Origin of the sequence: Pyxidicoccus trucidator, from assembly GCF_010894435.1 — a bacterium.
In the GTDB taxonomy this organism is placed as follows: Bacteria; Myxococcota; Myxococcia; order Myxococcales; family Myxococcaceae; genus Myxococcus; species Myxococcus trucidator.
The window spans coordinates 165,545-183,144 of the sequence record NZ_JAAIXZ010000020.1 but is presented as its reverse complement, the minus strand read 5'-3'; the positions used below and the strand labels follow the sequence as shown (position 1 = coordinate 183,144).

The window sequence follows — 17,600 nt, the reverse complement described above, 5'->3', positions numbered from 1 at the left end:
GGCGACTCATGAGCTGAAGCCTGTGAACGACGAGCGGCTACGGCGTGGCGCGGCTGGACAGCAGCTTCGCGTTGAGCGCGCCGTTTCCGTAGTACGTGCTGTTGTTACCGACCTTGTGCGTCTCCAGCCGGCGCTGCAGGTTGGCGTCGTAGCGGCCCAGCTTCATCAGGCCGTCGTTGAACCAGCCGTTGCCAGCCCCCGAGCCGTCGACGTAGTTGGCGAACTTCGTGGCCGAGGGCCAGATGACGGAGTTGAGCGTCGCGGTGAACTTGCGGATGTCGTCGGCCGTCCACTCCATGCCGATGTCATGCGCCTCGACGACATAGGCAAGCACGCCATTCGCGTGCGACACGTCCTGGCCAGGGCGGGTGGAGGAGCCCCACACGTCGCTCCAGTAGTAGGTCGGCGTGGCGACGAAGCCCTGGCGCAGCTGCTGCCGCAGGGACGACGTGGAGTTCGGCAGGTCGCGGTTCACGTTGTTGAAGACGGCCAGGTAGGAGGCCTTCTTCGTGGCGTCCGTGGTCATGCGCGACAGGTCCATCGCGATGTAGGCCCAGTGCGCGGCCATGTGCGTGCGGCTGCGATAGATGTAGGAATTCGTCCCGCGCTTCTGCCACTTCTCGAAGATGTTCTTCTCCGTGAAGGCCAGCAGGCGGTCGTACTGCGCGCGGTAGGTGGGATTGCCATACAGCGTGGGCGTCTCACGGATGACGCGCAGCATGCGCGTCACGTAGCGCCAGCAGTAGCTCTCGAACAGGGGAACTTCCTGCCCGACGGTGTCGGAGCGCTGCGAGGCCCAGCCCAGGTACGAGTCCTTGAAGGAGCTCTTGGGCAGCGACGACGACACCTTGGCGTTGTTGACCACGTTGTTGACGTAGAGGAGCGCGCGGTCCAGGTACTGCGTCTTTCCCGTGGCCCGGTACATCGCGGTGTTCCCGTCGATGGCATAGCCCAGGTTGTAGAACTGCCAGCTGTCCAGCGACTTGCTACGGGGCAGGTAGTCCGCGGTGTGCTCGGCGTTCCAGCGGCCGAGGAACAGCTGCTCCCAGGCGGCCACGGTGCGGAGCGGAGCAGTGGCAGCGGCCGTGGCGGTGAGCGGAGCCTCGGAGGCAGCAGGAGTCTCGGCGGTAGCGGGAGTCTCGGCGGCAGCAGGCGTCTCGGCGGCAGCGGGCGTCTCGGCGGCAGCAGGCGTCTCGGCCGCGGGCGCCGGGGTCGGCAGGGCGGCAACCAGCTCGGGGCCCTCTTCGGAACCCACCTCGGTGTTCACATCCGGCCCCGCGGCGACCTGTTCACCGTCAGGCGTCACCACCTGACCGGAGTCGGGGTCCACCATTTCGGCGTTGGGGTCGCAAGCCAATCCAAGGAGGAGGGCGAAGGACAGGATTGAAGACATGGCAAGGCCACGGGTGCTTCGACGACGGAAGTCCAACATCAAAGGTGTCCTTGGGGGAGTAGGCCGTCGCTCGCGCGGATGGCTACTCTGCGATGGGAACGCCGGAGTGCGTTCGTTGGCGACTGGAACGTGTGCAGTCAAACCAAATTCCGACGAAGGCTCGTACCGCGAGGCATGGGCCGCCCGCTCGGAGGTGGTGCGAGCCGATGACGACGACGCAGCTGCGGGCCGTGCTGGTCCCCGATGAGGGCGAGTCGGCACGGTCCGCGGACTACTTTCGCTCGCCGCACCACCTGCGCGCCGAGGGCGTCACGCACAGCCTCGTCATCGACGGAGGCGCGGGCGGCTCGCTGCGGCTCCCACTCATCGTGCGGCCCATCGACGGGACGCCGTACCAGGACGCGGTCTCTCCGTATGGGTATCCAGGTGGCGTGGTGGACGGGCTGGGCGAGGTGGCCAAGGAGGCAGTGGACTGGCGCTCCACCGAGCTGGTCAGCATCTTCGTGCGGGACCGCGTGTCGGGCCCTCGCTGCTTCGCCGGGGGGACGGCGCGCAACGAGGTGTTCTTCATCGACCCCCGCCTGCCCCTCGAGTTCAGGGAGATGCACCGCCGGCACATGCGGAGGAACACCCGCCTGGGCTTCGTGAGCTCATACCAGCCGGCATGTGAGGCTTCACGCGAGGAGCAGGAAGGATTCAAGGAGGTCTACCGGCAGACCATGGACCGCGACGGAGCGACCTCCCGGTACTACTTCTCGGCCGCCTACTTCGAGGAGCTGTTCTCCTCCCCGGCCGCCTGGCTCGCGACGACGCACGCCCCGGACGGGTGCGTGGCCTCGGCTGCGCTCGTCGTCTCCAGCGATGACGTGCTCCACTACTACCTGGGCGGGACGGCGGACGCGTACCTCGTCCGCTCTCCGTCCAAGAACCTCTTCGTCGCGATGACGGAGCTCTGCTCGACCCAGGGGATGCCGCTGCACCTGGGGGGCGGGATGCAGCCGGGCGATGGCCTCGAGGCCTTCAAGCGGGGCCTTTCGAACATGCGCTCCAGGCTCTACACCCACGAAATCATCTGCAAGCCGGAGGTCTACGCCCGGCTGACCGAAGGGGACGGCGACGGGGGCTACTTTCCGGCCTACCGCGCGCCGCCGTGCTGAAGGCTCACGTCCTCACGTCCTCGCGTCCGCCGGCTGCCTCGCCGGGGTGTACGTCGGGATGAGGACGCGCAGGGTGCGTATCACCCCGGGCGTGTCACCGCTGCGCGCCGCCCGCTCCAGCCGCTTGAGTCGGAGCTGGAAGTCCAGCGGTGGGGCGGGGCTGCGGGCCACCTTGATGTGGTTGCGCACCTGCTGGGTGCGCTCCTCCTCTTCGCTGAGCAGCGTCTCCACCAGCTTCTCGCCCGGACGCAGCCCGGTGTAGACGATGGAGATGTCCCGGCCCGGCACCAGGCCCGCCAGGGAGATGGTGTTCTCCGCGAGCTCGGCGATGCGTACCGGGGCGCCCATGTCGAGGATGCACAGCTCTCCGTAGCCTCCCAGCCCCGCCAGCATCACGAGGCCCACGGCCTCGGGGATGGTCATGAAGTAACGGGTGCAGTCGGGATGCGTCACGGTGACGGGACCGCCGCGTTGAATCTGCTGCTTGAACAGCGGCACCACGCTACCGGCCGAGCCGAGCACGTTGCCGAACCGGACCGCGGTGAAGGTGGTGCGGGAGCGGGTCGCCAGGTCCCGGATGACCATCTCCGCCAGGCGCTTGGAGGCCCCCATGACGGAGGTGGGGTGCACCGCCTTGTCGGTGGAGATGAGCACGAAGCGCTCCACGCCACAGGCATCCGCCATGAGCGCGACGTTCAGGGTGCCGAAGACATTGTTCTTGATGGCTTCCTCGGGCGCGTCCTCCATCAACGGCACGTGCTTGTGCGCCGCCGCGTGGAACACGTACTCCGGAGCGTGCTCCTTGCCGACGCGCATCATCCGGTCCAGGTCCCGGATGTCGCCGACCAGGGCGCTCACCCGGAGCTGGGGGTGGCGCTCCTGGAGCTGTCGCACGAGGAGGTAGAGCTCGTTCTCGTTGATGTCCACCAGCACGAGCGACGCGGGCGCGTGCTCGGCGACCTGTCTGGCGATTTCACCGCCGATGGAGCCCGCGCCCCCGGTGACGAGGACGCGGCGGCCGGTGACGAGCCCGCGCACCTCCTCCCGGTCGAAGGTGATGGCCTCCCGGGGCAGCAGGTGCTCCGGGCTGAGGTCGTGCAGCATCGCGGAGGTGATGCGCTGGTCGAGGTAGACGAAGGAGGCGGGGATGAACTTGAAGCGGACTCCCTGATGTCTGCACAGGGTCAGGATGTGCTGGATGCGCTCGGGCCGCAGGTGGGGGATGGCGATGAGCACCTGGGTGACGTGGTGCTTGCTCACCAGCTCCGGCAGCGCGTCGATGGGGCCGAGCACCGGCTTGCCGTTGAGGTGGGTGCCGTGTTTGGCCCGGTCGTCATCCACGAAGCCGACGACGTGCCAGGGGCTGTGGGGATTGCGCAGCAGGTCCCGCAGCAGCAGGTCTCCCGCGCTGCCCGCCCCTACGACGAGCGCCCACTGCGTGCCCCACGCCCGCGAGCGCCGGTGGTCGAGGTGCCACTGCCGCACCAGTCGCGGGGCGAACCGGTAGGCCCCCATCAGCGCGGTGGTGAACAGGAACTCGATGGCCACCACCGAGCGAGGCAGCCGGTCGAAGAAGAAGAGGGACCGGAGCGCCTCGATGGCGATGGCCGCGACCGTGTTGGCGGCGATGAGGCGGCCGGCTTCGCTGAGGCCGGGCCTCTGGAACGACCAGCGGTGCAGGCCGAACCAGACCAGCATGGCCAGGCGCACCGTGAGCAGCAGGGGCAGCCCATGTGTGACGGCGGCCTGCCACCGCGCGGGTGGAAGCCCCTCGAAGCGCAGCAGCATCGCGGCGTAGAGCGCGCCCGCGGTCAGGACCGCATCCACGGAGAGCACGAGCAGCGAGCGCAGCCGCGGAGAGCAGGCGTGGCTGGTGGCCCACTGCTTCTCAGGAGTTTCGAGCGCGGAGAGAGTGCCCCCATCCAGGTATTGCGCCATCCGTGTGTTCCCCCTCTGCCCCGACGCCGGCGCCGAGCCGGCTCCCGCCCGTGTCGTTGGTTCGGCAATGTCCCGCCGCACACGCAACGATTCGCGGCTTGAGGGTGGAGACCGTGCGCGTGGGTTCCAAGCCGCCCTGGAGCGCGGTGTTGTTGGGGGGCGCCACACCTGTCCTGCCCGGCCGCTGCGACTGGGATGGCATTCGCAGCGCATCAGTCGACAGTCGCTGGCACTCCAGACGTTGGCGGGCTTTGGACAGCCGGTGTAACTGTCTGGCAGGGGGAGGTCGGCATGGGGATGGGGAAGGAGCAGGTCCGGGACGCCGCGGCCGCGAGCTTCGCGGCGCTCACGGAGCGGGAGCTGGCTGAGCGGCGGCGCGAGGAGGGCGTGCGCGTCGTCCAGCATGGCAATCATTACTGGGAGCAGACGGGCGCCCCCGGCTTCTTCCAGCCGGTGAATCTGCTGGCGCGGCTGGAGCCCGAGGAGGTGACGCGGCCCACGCCGTGGTGCTGGGGCTTCCGGGCGGCCGTGGCGCCGGAGTCGGACGCGGCGAATGGCACGGTGCCCGTCGTCCGCTCACCGGAGCTGGGTGACTACACGCTCGACAGCCTCTCCTCGAACCGGAAGAACAAGCTCCGCAAGTGCCAGCGGCTCGTGAGAATCGTTCAGCTCACCGGCCCCGCGCTCCTGCTGGAGCAGGGGTACGCCACGGTCATCGATTCGCTCTCCCGGACCCGGCACAAGAAGCCGCCCTCCCGGGAGAGATATGCCGCGGACGTGAAGAAGTACTTCCAGGGGAGCCACTGGTGCGTGCTGGCGGGCCTGATTGACGGCAGGCTGGGCGGGTACCTGGATGGCTACGTGGTGGACGGCATTGCGTATGGCGGCAGCGCCTACTACGCCACGTGGGCCCTCCCTTCCAACATCGCCACGGGACTGGTCTTCGAGTTCGCGCAGGTCTGCCGGAGGTCCGGGGGGGCCCAGGTGCTCGTCAATGGCCTCCACGCACGCGAGGCCCCCCGGCTGAACCAGTTCAAGGACGACATGGGGTTCGTCGTGGAGCACGTGCCCATCAAGTGGAAGCTGAATCCTGTCGCGAGGGCGCTCATCCGCTGGTGCCGTTCCCACGCGTACTACCGCTTGACGGGCCGGGACTGAGGGCGCTGGCTCAGGGGCTCCGGAGGGGGCCCCTGAAGCCGTCCGGCTCCGCGCTCACCGTGGTGTTGCCCGCGAGCATTCCCTTCGTGAAGAAGGGGTTCTCGAAGAACACGTACGGGGTGACGAGCTCGGGACGGCTCGCGGCCTCCAGTCTCGCGGAGAGCGCGGGCGGCAGCGTGAAGTCGAGCGCGTGCAGGTTGTCCTCCAGCTGCTCCAGCCTGCTTGCGCCAATGAGGGTGGAGACGACGCCCGGACGTGTCGCCACCCAGTTGAGCGCCACCTGCGCGGGTGAGCGCTCCACCTCCTTCGCCACCGCGATGAGCTCCGCGACGATGGCCCAGGGGCGGTCCTGCAGGAACTTGTCCGCCACGGGGTTGCCGCTGGCCAGCAGCGCGTGGGCGCGCCCGTCGCCCTTGGGCTTCGTGCCCTCGCGGGTGTACCTGCCGGTGAGGAGTCCGCCGGCCAGCGGACTCCACGGGGTGAGGGCGGCGCCCAGCGCGAGCGCGGCGGGGAGGTGCTCGCGCTCGACGTTGCGCTCCGCGAGCGAGTACTCCAGTTGCAATGCGGCGACCTTCTCCCAGCCGTTGCGCTCCGCCAGCGTCTGGGCGCGCGCGAAGTACCACGCCGGCACGTCGGAGAAGCCGAGGTACCGGACCTTGCCCTCGCGCACGAGCCCGGTCAGCGTCCCCATGACCTCCTCCACGGGCGTCAGGCCGTCCCAGACGTGCAGCCAGTACACGTCCACGTAGTCCGTCTTCAGGCGGCGCAGCGAGCCTTCGAGCGCGGAGAGGATGTGCTTGCGGCTGTTGCCACCCGCGTTCGGGTCTCCCGGCGACAGGTTCGCGGAGAACTTGGTGGCGATGACCGCCCGGTCCCTCCCGCCGTGCTTCGCGAAGTAGTCACCGATGATGCGCTCGCTGGAGCCGGAGGTGTACGCGTCCGCGGTGTCGAGGAAGTTGCCGCCTGCTTCCAGGTAGCGCGCCATCAGGCGGTGGGCGTCCTCGCCGCTCATGCCCCAGCCCCAGTCGGTGCCGAAGTTCATGGTGCCCAGCGCCAGCGGGCTCACCCGCAGGCCCGTCTGGCCGAGCAGGTGGTACTTCGCCAGGGACTCAATCTGCCGCGTCGACATGGTGGTGCTCCCCATCCGTGTTGATGGGCCGTGGTGCCCATCACCCTGCTACGGATAGGGGAGCGCCTGGCTGGAGGCAGCCCGGTTCTTGCGCCTGATTGCGGGCGCCCGCGTGCGCCGGTGCTGGCGACGCGGAGCGCCCTGCCGCCCGCCTGCCGCCGCGTCAGTCGAGGTTGAAGTAGACCTCGTCGAGGGCGCCGTGGAACTGGTCGTTGTTGTTGCCGGTGCTCTTGGCGCCGATGCCGACCGGCTGGCCCACGGGGCTGATGTCGTAGGTGGAGGCGATGAGCGCGCTGCCCCGGGCGACGTTGTCGATGAGGATGGTAATCGTGGTGCTGGTGCGCTGGCAGGAGACCTTGTGCCAGGTGCCGTCCGCGATACCCACCGACGACTTGACGATGATGGGGCTGGCGCCGCCCGTGGTGCGCACCACGCAGCTCGGCTTGCCGGTGACGGCGTCATCGAGCTGCAGCTTCCACTGGCCCGTCGTGGAGAGACCCTTCTGCACGATGTTGGAGCCATGGTCCGCGGTCAGCTCCGCGAGCGTGACGCGGACCCGTGCGCCGAAGGTGAACAGGGCCGTGCCGGGGTTCAGGTCCGTGGCGTCCGCCGCGCTGAGGTTGGCGTGCGGGCAGCCGGTGCCCGTGCAGACGGCTGGGAACTGCACGCCCTGTCCCTCGTACCCCGTCACCGGCACCACCGTGCCGCCGTTGGCCGTCTGGACCGTGCCCGTGTGGCCCTTGCCGCTGTCGTCCACCACCGTGGTCACCGGGTTGGACACCGCCTCGAAGCGGTACCGCAGCCGCTGGCTCACCGCGCCCGCGGCCAGCGGGCCCAGCACGAGCGCCGCCAGCGCCGTACGCGTCACCACCTGTCCCGCATGTCTCTTCATCGTCTTCTGGCTTCTCGGTTTCACGGCATCCTCCAACCACCTGGGGGAGCCGTGACGATAACAGAAGAAGATGTAAAACCTGTCAGCCCCGGTTGTCCTGACACCGCCCGTACGGGCGCCGTCAGGCCGTGGGTGCAGACAGCCGCTGACAGAAGCCGAGCACCTCGGCGAAGGGCCAGTCCTCCAGGGCTCCGAAGAGCTTGTGGCCGCCCAGCTTCGCCCGGGAGAGCGCGGGGCTGCTCAGCCCGCACAGGAAGCGCGTCGCCTGTCGCGGATGCCCGAGGGCCTCCGGGTGCTTCGCGGCCAGTGCGCGGAAGGCGGCCACGTCCAGGCCCGCGGGCAGGTCCGGCCGTGGGCGCGGCGCGGGCAGCACCCGGGCCACGCTGGTGCGGCAGAAGGTGCAGTGTCCGCAGGGGCGCTCGCGCACCTGGCCGAAGTGCGCGACCAGGGCGTTGCTCTGGCAGCCGGCGTGGGTGACGAGCCGGAGCACCTCCTGCACGCGCCCCACCTCCTGTGCCTCGCGCTGCTGGAAGCGCTGGCGCAGCAGTGACACCAGCGCGGAGGCGTCCTCGCGGGCGCGCAGGCGCGTGAAGCGCTGGCGGGGCTCGGAGACCTGCGTCTGCGCCAGGCCCTGCTCCTGGAGGTAGTCGAGGGCCTTCACCACCCGCTCTCGGGGCTGGCCGAGTGCCTCGGCCACCTCCGTCGGGTCGAGCGAGTACCAGGTGCGTCCCTTCTTCGCCCTCGCGAACAAGTCACTCACGAACTTCGCCCGCTCTCCCTGGAAGCGCCCCACCAGCTCCTCCAGCGCCACGAGCGGCTGCACCTTGTAGCCCGCGTAGAAGGGCGTGCCCTGCCGCAACACCCCCTCCAGCTCCAGGTACGTCAGCGCGGTGCGCAGCACGAGCGGCCGCAGGTCATGCCGGTTGGACAGCGCGTACAGGTCCACCTGGAGCTCGGGCCCTCCGGCGAGCACCTCGGTGACCAGCCCCTGGAGCGCCTCCGGAGTGGGGCTGTCGCCGTGGGAGAAGTTCTCCAGGGTGGGCACGTCCTCGGGGCAGGCGAACAGCTCCACCACGGAGGGCGCGCCGTCGCGTCCCGCGCGGCCCACTTCCTGGCTGTAGCTCTCCAGGCCCTTGGGTAGGTTGTAGTGGTACACCGCGCGCACGTCCGCCTTGTCGATGCCCATGCCGAAGGCGATGGTGGCCACCACGATGCCCTGCCCGGAGGCCATCCACGCCTCCTGCACGCGCTCGCGGTCCTCGGACTCGAGCCCGGCGTGATAGGCGCTCGCGGGGAGCCCTTCGCGGGTGAGCAGCGCCGCCACCCGCTCCGCCGTCTTCTGCAAGGTGACGTAGACGATGGTGGGGCCGGGCGGGCGCGCCTTCAGTCGCTCGACGAGCAGCGCGTCCCGCGCGGCGGCGGGCACCGGCGTGGTCTCCAGCGTGAGGTTCTGTCGGTAGAAGCCGGTGACGACGGCGTTCTCCTCGGGGATGCCGAACTCCTGGCGGATGTCCCGCACCACGGCGGGCGTCGCCGTGGCGGTGAGCGCGAGGATGCGCTCGGCGCCCAAATCTTTCGCCGCGCGCGCCAGCTTGAGGTAGTCCGGGCGGAAGTTGTGGCCCCACTCGGACACACAGTGTGCCTCGTCCACCGCGAACAGGGAGATGCGCAGCTCGCGCAGCAGCGCGGTGAAGCGCTCGTTGTTGAAGCGCTCGGGCGCCACGTAGAGCAGCTTCAGGGCGCCGGCGCGCAGGGCCTCCGTGACCTCGCGCGACTCCTCCAGCGACAGGGACGAGTCCAGCCGCGCGGCGCGGATGCCTCGGCGACCGAGTGCGTCAATCTGGTCCTTCATCAGCGCGATGAGCGGGGACACCACCACGGTGATGCCCTCCAGCAGCAGCGCCGGAAGCTGGTAGCAGAGCGACTTGCCTCCCCCCGTGGGGAACACGGCGAGCGCCGCCCCCGGCCCCAACAGCGCCGTGAGCACCTCCCGCTGGCCGGGCCGGAACTCCGTCAGTCCGAAGCGCTCCCTCAGCACTTCTTCGAGCATGTCTCCCCGCGGCATGTGCCCTGCTTTCATTCGGTTACGCCCTCGTAACACCCAGGGCCGCGGGCCGGTGACATCTGCCGCATTCCCGGGTGTTCAGTGCCTGGACGCCCTGCTTGGAGCGAGTCGAACGTTCGGTCTGAGCGGTTTCCCCGGGAGTGTGAAAGAGTCCCGGTTCCCCAACGTGACCGACCCTCTGTCGGATGTGGAGCCGCTTCAGGCGGACTCCTCATCGCACACCTCTGTCGCGGGACTGGCAACAAGCAGAAGGAGATGAATGGCTTTCTTGGATCGCATCCTGGACCCACCCAGCTACGGCTACGAGAGAGACGGTCAGCTCTACGTTCCGACCCATCGGGAACTCACCCGCGAGTTCTTCTCCCGGCTGAACATCGTCCGCTCCCGTAAGAACTGGGTGCCGTTCTTCAGCTGGTTGACGAGCCTGAGCTTCGGAATCCCACTCGCCCTCTTCTTCGCCCACCACTTCAGCTGGTGGCTGCTGGCCCTGGGCTTCGTCTACAGCATGGTGGCCCTGGGCACCCACGGCACCATCTGGCTGCACCGCTACTCCACCCACGGTGCCTACCAGTTCAAGAACGCGTTCTTCCGCGAGCTGTGCCGCAACCTGGTCATCAAGATTGTCGTGGATGAGGCGTATGTCATCTCCCACCACGTCCACCACAGCCTGGTGGAGCAGCCGGGTGACCCGTACAACGCGAAGGCGGGGTTTCTCTACTGCTTCCTGGCGGATGCGACCCACCAGGGCATCCGCAAGGACCTGAGCCCCAAGGATTACACCCAGCTCTGCAAGCTGATGAAGCACACGGGCGTGCACCTCAACAGCTATGAGCAGTACCAGCGGTGGGGCTCGCTCTGTCACCCGGGCTACACGGTGGCGCACTTCGCCCTCAACTGGGCGTTCTGGTACGGCGCGTTCTTCCTCATCGGCGGGCACGCGCTGGCCCTGGCCCTCTTCGGCATGTCCGGGGTGTGGGCCATCGGAGTCCGGACGTTCAACTTCGACGGGCATGGGGGCGGCAAGGACCGTCGGCGCGAGGGTATCGACTTCAACACCCGCGACCAGTCCATCAACCAGCTCTGGCCGGGGTACGTCGCCGGTGAGTGGCACAACAACCACCACCTCTATCCGAGCGGGGCCCGGAGCGGCTTCCTGCCGTATCAGCTCGACCTGGCGTGGCTCTTCATACGCAGCTGGGCAGCGCTGGGGGCCATCAGCTCCTATCGCGACTACAAGGAGGACTTCATGACGCGCTACTACCTGCCCTGGAAGGCGGGCAAGGCGCGCGACCTCCCGGAGCCCGAGCCACTCCCCGAGTCCAGCGGCGTGTCCTGAAGCATGCACCCCGGTCCGGGTCGCTCCGGGCCGGGTGGCACCGCGCGCGCCGAGGTGGCCGACAGCGGTAGTGTCCCGTTTCATGACCTACCAACGCAGCCCGGTGAAGGCGCCCCGTGTATCCGGTGTGGCGCTCAAGGCCTTCGTCAACACGCTGGAGAGTGGAGTCGGGTCCGTCGTGCTGGAGAAGCTGGTGCGCGACAGTGGCATCGACCGCTGGCGTGAGCTGTCCGCCGGAGACGCGCCGCCGCTCCAGTTCCCGCTGCCGCACGACGCGCCCGCGAGCGAGCCCCAGTCGCCGCAGGAGCAGGCCGCGCGCGCCATCGCCGCGTCCCCCGTGCCGAAGGAGCGGGCGACCGTCTCGGCCTACGCACACGCCTACCGTGAGGGAGGGGCGGACCCCGTGGCGGTGGTGCGCCGCATCCACGAGGCCATTGCCAGGCTCGACGGTGGGAAGGACCGCCTGGGCCTCTTCGTCGCGCGCAAGCCCGAGGAAGTGCTGCGGGCCGCGGGGGCCTCGGCGGAGCGGCTGCGCGCCGGGCGTCCCCTGAGCGTGCTCGACGGCGTTCCCGTCGTCCTCAAGGACGAGGTGGACCTGGCCGGCTTTCCCACCACCCTGGGCACGAAGTTCCGCAACCAGGTGGCCGCCGCGGACTCGACGGTGGCCGCGCGGCTGAAGGCCGCCGGCGCCCTCATCCTCGGCAAGGCCAACATGAACGAGATTGGCATCAACCCCATCGGGTTGAATCCGCACCACGGGGCCGCGCGCAACCCGTGGAACCGGGGGCACATCACTGGTGGCAGCTCCAGCGGCTCGGGCGCCGTCGTGGCCGCGGGCCTGTGCCCGCTGAGCATCGGCGCGGACGGCGGCGGCTCGGTGCGCATCCCCGCCGCGCTGTGCGGCATCGTCGGCCTCAAGGCCACCTGGGGCCGCATCCCCGAGACGGGCGTGCCGCCGCTGTGCTGGAACGTGGGCCATGTCGGCCCCATGGGGCTCACCGTCGACGACGTCGCCGCGATGTACGCGCTCGTGTCCGGGACGGATGGACAGGACCTCGTCGCGCAGACACAGCCGACGCACCACCTGTCGGGCTACGAGAATGGGAACCTGTCGGGCGTGCGGCTCGGCATCTGCTGGCCCTACTTCGAGGACGCGGACGCCGACGTCGTGGCGCGCTGCAGGGAGTCCGTCAGGGCGCTCACCGACGCGGGCGCCACGGTGGTGGAGCTTCCGCCGCCCGACCTGAACACCATCCTGTGGACGCACAGCTGCATCATCCTGAGCGAGATGGCGGAGGCGATGATGTCGCACGTGAAGTCGCGCTCCTCGGACTTCGGCCTCGACTCGCGGACCAACCTCGCCATCGGCCGGCACTTCCGGGCCACGGACCTGGTGCACGCGCTGCGGCACCGGCACCGGCTGACGCGAGAGCTGCTGTCGCAGATGGCGGGCGTGGACGTCATCGTCACGCCGACGACGGCCAGCACCGCGCCGGTGATTCCGGAGGCGACGCTGCCGGACGGGGAGTCGAACCTGCCGGTGGTGGACGCGCTGATGCGCTTCGTGCGGCTGGCCAACCTGACGGGCTTCCCCGCGCTGTCCGTGCCGGCCGGCTTCGACCGCGCGGGCCTGCCCGTGGGGGTCCAGCTCACCGGGCGCCCCTACGAAGAAAATCTCTTGCTGCGCCTGGGCCGGGTGGTGGAGCGCGCCACCGAGGTCCGCACGCCGCCCATCCACGTGAGCGTGCTGCGCTGAGGCGGGCCGGGAGGCACGGCGAGGGGCTTCGTCAGGACGCGGTATCCGTGAGGCGCGAGCGCAGCACCGCGCCCAGCACCTCGGCCGTCTCCGGCGGGAGGCGGGCGAGGTGCGTGTAGAGCGTCTCCTCCACCTGGGCGAGCACCTCGGGCGCCGTGCCGGCCTCACGCAGGCCGGCGAGCACGCTGTAGGCCGCCATGCCGAGCGGCCCGACGAAGCCGCGTGACTCCTCCCAGAACTCCTCGAAGCAGGGCACGGCGTCTCCGGCGACGACGCGGACCAGCCGCCCCAGACAGGCGCCCCACCAGGCCCGGTGGGCCTCCAGCGACTCGGGGTTGGAGAACGGCCCCTGGCGCACCTCCAGCCGGGTGCCGCCGTCCGCCGGACGCAGGGCGATGGAGGCGCGCGTCGCCGTCGCTCCGAGGTTTCCACCCTCCCACACCATCTCCAGCTCGAGCCCCTCTCCCGGCGTCACCGAGAGAATCTGTCCGCGCTGCACGAAGGGCACGCCGCCCGCGTCGATGAGGTCCACCTGGAAGGGCTGGCCGGACGCCACGTCGCCCGTGGCCCCGGTGCGGTGGCCGCCCGGAGGCGCGCCGTACCAGCGCCGCAGCCGGAAGGGGTCGCCGAAGGCGGTGAAGACCTCGTCCGGGCTCCGCGCCAGCCACACGTCCACGCTCAGCTCGCTCATGCCGCCACCCCCGTGCGGGTCCGCAGCTCGAAGCGGGGGACCCGGGCCTTCAGTGCGTCCGGCACGCGGTACTGCTCGATGACCAGGCTGATTCGCGCCGACGCGCGCTCGGGGGCTCCCGCGTCGATGGCGCCGACCTCGTGCGTGAGGTCGCCCCGGAACATCACCAGCGAGCGCGGCTGGGGCTTCAGCGCCGCCACCTGGTTGCCCCGGTGATACAGCCGCAGCTCGCCACCTTCCAGGCGCTCGGGCACCTGGACATAGAGGACGCTTACCGCCACCGGGCAGCCGATGCCGGGCGCGTAGAACTCCAGGCTGCGGTCGATGTGCGCGCCCACGCCGCGTCCTTCCCCCACCAGCAGCGGGTTGAGCAGGAAGGTGTCGCAGTCCGGCAACAGCGCGGCGTCGAGGAAGGGGGCGAAGTCGGGGAAGAGCGCCGTCACCTGGGAGACGGCCTCGCGCCGGAAGGTGATGGAGAAGCCATAGGTCCCCGAGAACTGGCCCGACAGGTTGGAGTCGGCGAGCAGGGGCGTGTCGAGGATGGCCTTCCGGATGGCGTCGACCGCCGGGGGCGGCAGGGCCTCGGGCGTCCGGTGGACGAAGGTCTGGAGCCGGAAGGCCCCGCCCCAGGGTGGCTGGAAGCGCATGCCCGGACTCTAGCCCAGCCAGGGTTTCGTGGAGGACTGCGCCACGCGACACCCGGCTTGAGGACGAACCCGCGGCTGCCTGCTTCTGGCCCGCCCGCCGGCCCCTGCCCATCTGTACGTGAAGGCTGGCCGCGCACCTCCAGGCGAGGGGGAAGGAAGGGGCGTGCTACCTCGGGGAGGCGATGACCGTGCCGGACGATGTCCAGAGCATCCTGCGCTCACCCGAGCGTCTGGCTGCTCTGCGCCGAACCGCGCTCCTGGACACGCAGGCAGAGGAGGGCTTCGACCGGCTCACCCGCCTGGCCTGCCACATCCTCCATACGCCCATGGGCCTGGTGAGCCTCATCGACGATGGGCGGCACTTCTGCAAGAGCTGCGTCGGCCTGCCGGAGCCGTGGCAGAGCCAGCGTGAGCTGCCGCTGACGCACTCGCTCTGCAAGTACACCCTGACGGACGGGGAGCCCCTCATCGTCGAGGACGCGCGCAAGGACTCCCGGTTCCAGGACTGCCTGGGCGTGACGGAGCTGGGCGCGGTGGCCTACATGGGCATTCCCCTCATCAGCTCAGGCCAGCCTCTGGGCGCCTTCTGTGTCGTGGACACCATCCCCCGCCGCTGGACGGAAGATGATGTGCACATCCTCGAGGACCTCGCGGCCGCGGTGATGACCGAGGTGGAGCTGCGGACGACACACCAGCTGGAGCTGGCCGCGCGGGAGGGCGTGCAGTCGCGCGACGAGTTCCTCTCCATCGCCGCGCATGAGCTGCGGACGCCGCTGACGCCCCTGAAGCTGCAGCTGGACACGCTCCGCCGCAGCGTGATGGCCGCCGGAATCAAGGACCCCCGCCTGCTGCGCCAGCTGGAGCGGTCCGACGCACAGGTGCAGCGACTGGTGCAGCTCGTGGAGCGCCTGCTGGACGTGTCGCGCGTGGCCACGGGGCGGCTGGGCCTGTTGTTGGAGGAGCTGGACCTGTCCCGGCTCGCGGCCGACGTGACGGACCGCTTCCGCGAAGAGGCGGAAGGGGCGGGGTGCCACCTGGAGGTCCATACCCCCGGCCCGGTGCTCGGGGTGTGGGACCAGCTCCGGCTGGAGCAGGTGCTGTCGAGCCTGCTGTCGAACGCCATCAAGTACGGGGCGGGCCACCCCATCGACGTGTCCGTGGAGGGGTATGGAGAGCTGGCGCGCCTGTCCGTGCAGGACCGGGGCATCGGCCTCGCGCGCGAGGACACGGGCCGCATCTTCGAGCGCTTCGAGCGCGCGGTGTCCCCCAGGCACTACGGTGGCATGGGGCTGGGGCTGTACGTCGCGAAGCAGATCATCGAGGCCCACGGAGGGACCATCGTCGTCCGGAGCCAGCCGGGGCAGGGCTCGACCTTCACCGTGGTCCTGCCGACGCATGCGCCTCCTCCCCGGCAGGTCGCCGGAGGACGGGAGGCCTCCGCCACGTCGACCGCGTGAGTGGCTGCCCTCAGCGCGGGAGGAGATGCCCGCCGACGTTGCCCCGCGTCAGGGCCAGCAGCTCCCCGGTGGAGTCGAGCACCGTCCACGCGCCGTGCTCCTCGGGGGCCAGCTCCCCGCCGCAGCGGCCTCCCACCATGAGGGGGATGTGGGGCGTCGTGCGGTGCATCAGCTCCAGGGCGAGCCGCGCGCCCGCCAGGTTGTCGGGGAGGGTGATGGAGAGGCCCACGAACACCGGCTGCTCGCGGGCGACGAAGATGGCCAGGTCCCTGGCGGGCGTGTCCGCGCCCAGGAAGCGCACGTGCCAGCCGTCGAGCGCCAGCACCTGGGAGACGAGCCGCGCCCCCAGGAGGTGACGCTCGCCGGGCGCGCAGGTGACGACCGCTCGCGGCCCTCCCTGGTGCCACGCGAGGCCGGGCAGCAGGTGCGTCAGCAGCTCGCGCAGCAGCTCCGAGGCGGCGTGCTCCTCCGCCACCGTCGCGCGGCCATCACACCAGCGCTCGCCGACCGCCTCCATGACGGGCCGGGCCAGCGAGTCCACGAGGAACGTGGCACCGCCGCGCTCCATGTAGCGGTGCACCGCGTCGAGGACCGTCCCCTCGTTTCCGACGAGGAGCGCGTCCGCGATGGCGCTCGGTGACGGCAGCCGTGACAGCGCCAAGACAACCTCCTCCCGGGCCGGGGGGCCCTCACCTGAATCTGGGGGCGGAGTCCTCCCGCGCGAAGTGGCCCGGGGCGTGGCGCCGGGCGCGTGCCAGCCAGCCCTGTCATCCATCGACCTTCAGTGGACGGCCCCGCGCTGATTTCCCCGCTTGACGCATATTCGGCTTGTCGCGGGGCGGGACTTGCTGGAGCCTTGTTTCCATGCAGCCATCTCTCCAGGTCATGGCCTCGCTGCTCGTCCTCCTGGCGGTGGGCGGGTGCCGGCGAGAGCCCGAGGCGGCCGCGGCCCGACAGGCGCTGCCCCAGGTCGCTCCCAATGCCCTTCGCGCGCTGGAGTCCTTCGCGGCGATTGAGAGTAGCGAGGAGCGCTCCAGGGCACTCTTCCTCGAAGCGAGCCGCGTGCTCCTCCACCCGCGCTGCGCCAACTGCCACCCGGCCGGGGACGTGCCCCTCCACGGGACGGACGGGCAGCCCCACAATCCGCCGGTGGTGCGCGGGCCCGAGGACAAGGGTGTCGTGGGCATGGAGTGCACGAGCTGCCACCAGGACCGCAACCTGGAGCACGCGCGCGTGCCCGGCGCGCCCAACTGGCACCTGGCGCCCATCGAAATGGCGTGGGTGGGCAAGAGCCCGCGCCACATCTGCGAGCAGCTGAAGGACCCGAAGCGCAACGGCGGCAAGACGCTGGCGCAAATCATCGAACACAACGCCCATGACGAGCTGGTGGGCTGGGGATGGAAGCCCGGCTGGGGGCGCGAGCCCGCCCCGGGGACCCAGGAGCAGTTCGGCGCCATCGTCGCCGCCTGGGTGGAGACGGGCGCGGAGTGCCCGAGCGAGGAAGCACGGCCATGACGATTCGCGTCCGAGTCAACGGTGTGGAGAAGGAGCTGGAGGTCGACCCGGAGATGCCGCTGCTCTGGGCGCTGCGCGACGTGCTCGGCCTCACCGGCACGAAGTACGGCTGCGGCCAGGCCCTGTGCGGCGCCTGCACCATCCACCTGGATGGGCAGACGGTCCGCGCGTGCGTGACGCCGGTGCGCCGCGCCGACGGGAAGTCGGTGACGACGATTGAAGGGCTGTCGCCGGACGGCAACCACCCGCTGCAGAAGGCCTGGGTGGACATGGGTGTCCCGCAGTGCGGCTTCTGCCAGGCGGGGCAGATCATGTGCGCGGCGGCGCTGCTGGCCAAGAAGCCGAAGCCGACGGATGCGGACATCGACCAGTCGCTCGCCGGCAACCTGTGCCGGTGCGGGACGTACACGCGCATCCGCGCGGCCGTGAAGAAGGTCGCGGGCCTGTCAGAGGAATAGCGAGAACG

General features: G+C 70.1%; 15 protein-coding genes. 7 read left to right on the top strand and 8 right to left on the bottom strand.

Going from position 1 to position 17,600, the window contains the following annotated elements; all coding sequences use genetic code 11:
* Positions 1–37 precede the first annotated feature (37 nt).
* Complete coding sequence (locus tag G4D85_RS39745; protein WP_240359775.1) at positions 38–1,393, bottom strand: hypothetical protein; 1,356 nt, start codon at positions 1,391–1,393, stop codon at positions 38–40.
* Between the two features lie 206 nt (positions 1,394–1,599).
* Here G4D85_RS39745 and G4D85_RS39740 point away from each other — a divergent pair, with 206 nt between their 5' ends.
* Complete coding sequence (locus G4D85_RS39740) at positions 1,600–2,550, top strand: GNAT family N-acetyltransferase (protein WP_164019459.1); 951 nt, start codon at positions 1,600–1,602, stop codon at positions 2,548–2,550.
* 12 nt (positions 2,551–2,562) lie between these two features.
* Here G4D85_RS39740 and G4D85_RS39735 read toward each other — a convergent pair whose 3' ends face one another.
* The gene (locus tag G4D85_RS39735) at positions 2,563–4,488 is read right to left on the bottom strand and encodes a polysaccharide biosynthesis protein (protein WP_164019458.1); all 1,926 of its coding nucleotides are present in this window, start codon (positions 4,486–4,488) and stop codon (positions 2,563–2,565) included.
* A 291-nt stretch (positions 4,489–4,779) separates the two neighbouring features.
* Here G4D85_RS39735 and G4D85_RS39730 point away from each other — a divergent pair, with 291 nt between their 5' ends.
* Positions 4,780–5,646: a hypothetical protein gene (locus tag G4D85_RS39730; RefSeq protein WP_164019457.1), complete on the top strand. Its 867-nt coding sequence runs from the start codon at positions 4,780–4,782 to the stop codon at positions 5,644–5,646.
* A gap of 10 nt (positions 5,647–5,656) precedes the next feature.
* Here G4D85_RS39730 and G4D85_RS39725 read toward each other — a convergent pair whose 3' ends face one another.
* From G4D85_RS39725 to G4D85_RS39715, 3 genes are all read right to left on the bottom strand, one after another.
* On the bottom strand, positions 5,657–6,775 hold the full coding sequence (locus G4D85_RS39725) for an aldo/keto reductase (RefSeq protein ID WP_164019456.1): 1,119 nt from the start codon (positions 6,773–6,775) through the stop codon (positions 5,657–5,659).
* A gap of 163 nt (positions 6,776–6,938) precedes the next feature.
* A complete protein-coding gene (locus G4D85_RS39720) occupies positions 6,939–7,691 on the bottom strand; it encodes a laminin G domain-containing protein (RefSeq protein ID WP_164019455.1) in 753 nt (250 codons plus the stop codon).
* Positions 7,692–7,788: 97 nt separating this feature from the next.
* A complete protein-coding gene (locus G4D85_RS39715) occupies positions 7,789–9,717 on the bottom strand; it encodes a RecQ family ATP-dependent DNA helicase (protein ID WP_240359774.1) in 1,929 nt (642 codons plus the stop codon).
* A 274-nt stretch (positions 9,718–9,991) separates the two neighbouring features.
* Between G4D85_RS39715 and G4D85_RS39710 the strand changes: the two genes are divergently transcribed.
* Entirely contained in the window at positions 9,992–11,068 is a 1,077-nt protein-coding gene (locus G4D85_RS39710) for a fatty acid desaturase (protein ID WP_164019453.1), read from the top strand.
* Between the two features lie 82 nt (positions 11,069–11,150).
* Positions 11,151–12,824 carry an amidase gene (locus G4D85_RS39705; protein ID WP_164019452.1) on the top strand — a complete coding sequence of 558 codons (1,674 nt, stop codon included), beginning with the start codon at positions 11,151–11,153 and terminating at the stop codon, positions 12,822–12,824.
* 31 nt (positions 12,825–12,855) lie between these two features.
* Here G4D85_RS39705 and G4D85_RS39700 read toward each other — a convergent pair whose 3' ends face one another.
* Complete coding sequence (locus G4D85_RS39700) at positions 12,856–13,515, bottom strand: SRPBCC family protein (RefSeq protein ID WP_164019451.1); 660 nt, start codon at positions 13,513–13,515, stop codon at positions 12,856–12,858.
* On the bottom strand, positions 13,512–14,162 hold the full coding sequence (locus G4D85_RS39695; protein ID WP_164019450.1) for a 2OG-Fe(II) oxygenase: 651 nt from the start codon (positions 14,160–14,162) through the stop codon (positions 13,512–13,514). The genes G4D85_RS39700 and G4D85_RS39695 overlap by 4 nt, the downstream gene beginning before the upstream one ends.
* Before the next feature lie 188 nt (positions 14,163–14,350).
* On the opposite strand from G4D85_RS39695, the gene G4D85_RS39690 reads away from it, so the two are divergent.
* Positions 14,351–15,619, top strand: coding sequence for a GAF domain-containing sensor histidine kinase (locus G4D85_RS39690; RefSeq protein ID WP_420821746.1), 1,269 nt, complete (start codon positions 14,351–14,353; stop codon positions 15,617–15,619).
* A gap of 10 nt (positions 15,620–15,629) precedes the next feature.
* On the opposite strand, the gene G4D85_RS39685 is transcribed toward G4D85_RS39690, so the two are convergent.
* The gene (locus G4D85_RS39685; protein WP_164019448.1) at positions 15,630–16,280 is read right to left on the bottom strand and encodes a cobalamin B12-binding domain-containing protein; all 651 of its coding nucleotides are present in this window, start codon (positions 16,278–16,280) and stop codon (positions 15,630–15,632) included.
* A gap of 203 nt (positions 16,281–16,483) precedes the next feature.
* On the opposite strand from G4D85_RS39685, the gene G4D85_RS39680 reads away from it, so the two are divergent.
* Entirely contained in the window at positions 16,484–17,134 is a 651-nt protein-coding gene (locus G4D85_RS39680) for an Isoquinoline 1-oxidoreductase subunit (protein ID WP_164019447.1), read from the top strand.
* Positions 17,131–17,592: a (2Fe-2S)-binding protein gene (locus G4D85_RS39675; RefSeq protein WP_164019446.1), complete on the top strand. Its 462-nt coding sequence runs from the start codon at positions 17,131–17,133 to the stop codon at positions 17,590–17,592. Before G4D85_RS39680 ends, G4D85_RS39675 begins: the two co-directional genes overlap by 4 nt.
* Positions 17,593–17,600: the final 8 nt, after the last annotated feature.

Bases quoted from the DNA above. Each gene is read 5' to 3' on its own strand.
- G4D85_RS39745 (WP_240359775.1), bottom strand. From the start codon at position 1,393: ATGTCTTCAATCCTGTCCTTCGCCCTCCTCCTTGGATTGGCTTGCGAC.
- G4D85_RS39735 (WP_164019458.1), bottom strand. From the start codon at position 4,488: ATGGCGCAATACCTGGATGGGGGCACTCTCTCCGCGCTCGAAACTCCT.
- G4D85_RS39700 (WP_164019451.1), bottom strand. From the start codon at position 13,515: ATGAGCGAGCTGAGCGTGGACGTGTGGCTGGCGCGGAGCCCGGACGAG.
- G4D85_RS39710 (WP_164019453.1), top strand. From the start codon at position 9,992: ATGGCTTTCTTGGATCGCATCCTGGACCCACCCAGCTACGGCTACGAG.
- G4D85_RS39740 (WP_164019459.1), top strand. From the start codon at position 1,600: ATGACGACGACGCAGCTGCGGGCCGTGCTGGTCCCCGATGAGGGCGAG.
- G4D85_RS39705 (WP_164019452.1), top strand. From the start codon at position 11,151: ATGACCTACCAACGCAGCCCGGTGAAGGCGCCCCGTGTATCCGGTGTG.
- G4D85_RS39715 (WP_240359774.1), bottom strand. From the start codon at position 9,717: ATGCTCGAAGAAGTGCTGAGGGAGCGCTTCGGACTGACGGAGTTCCGG.
- G4D85_RS39730 (WP_164019457.1), top strand. From the start codon at position 4,780: ATGGGGATGGGGAAGGAGCAGGTCCGGGACGCCGCGGCCGCGAGCTTC.
- G4D85_RS39675 (WP_164019446.1), top strand. From the start codon at position 17,131: ATGACGATTCGCGTCCGAGTCAACGGTGTGGAGAAGGAGCTGGAGGTC.
- G4D85_RS39695 (WP_164019450.1), bottom strand. From the start codon at position 14,162: ATGCGCTTCCAGCCACCCTGGGGCGGGGCCTTCCGGCTCCAGACCTTC.
- G4D85_RS39725 (WP_164019456.1), bottom strand. From the start codon at position 6,775: ATGTCGACGCGGCAGATTGAGTCCCTGGCGAAGTACCACCTGCTCGGC.
- G4D85_RS39680 (WP_164019447.1), top strand. From the start codon at position 16,484: ATGCAGCCATCTCTCCAGGTCATGGCCTCGCTGCTCGTCCTCCTGGCG.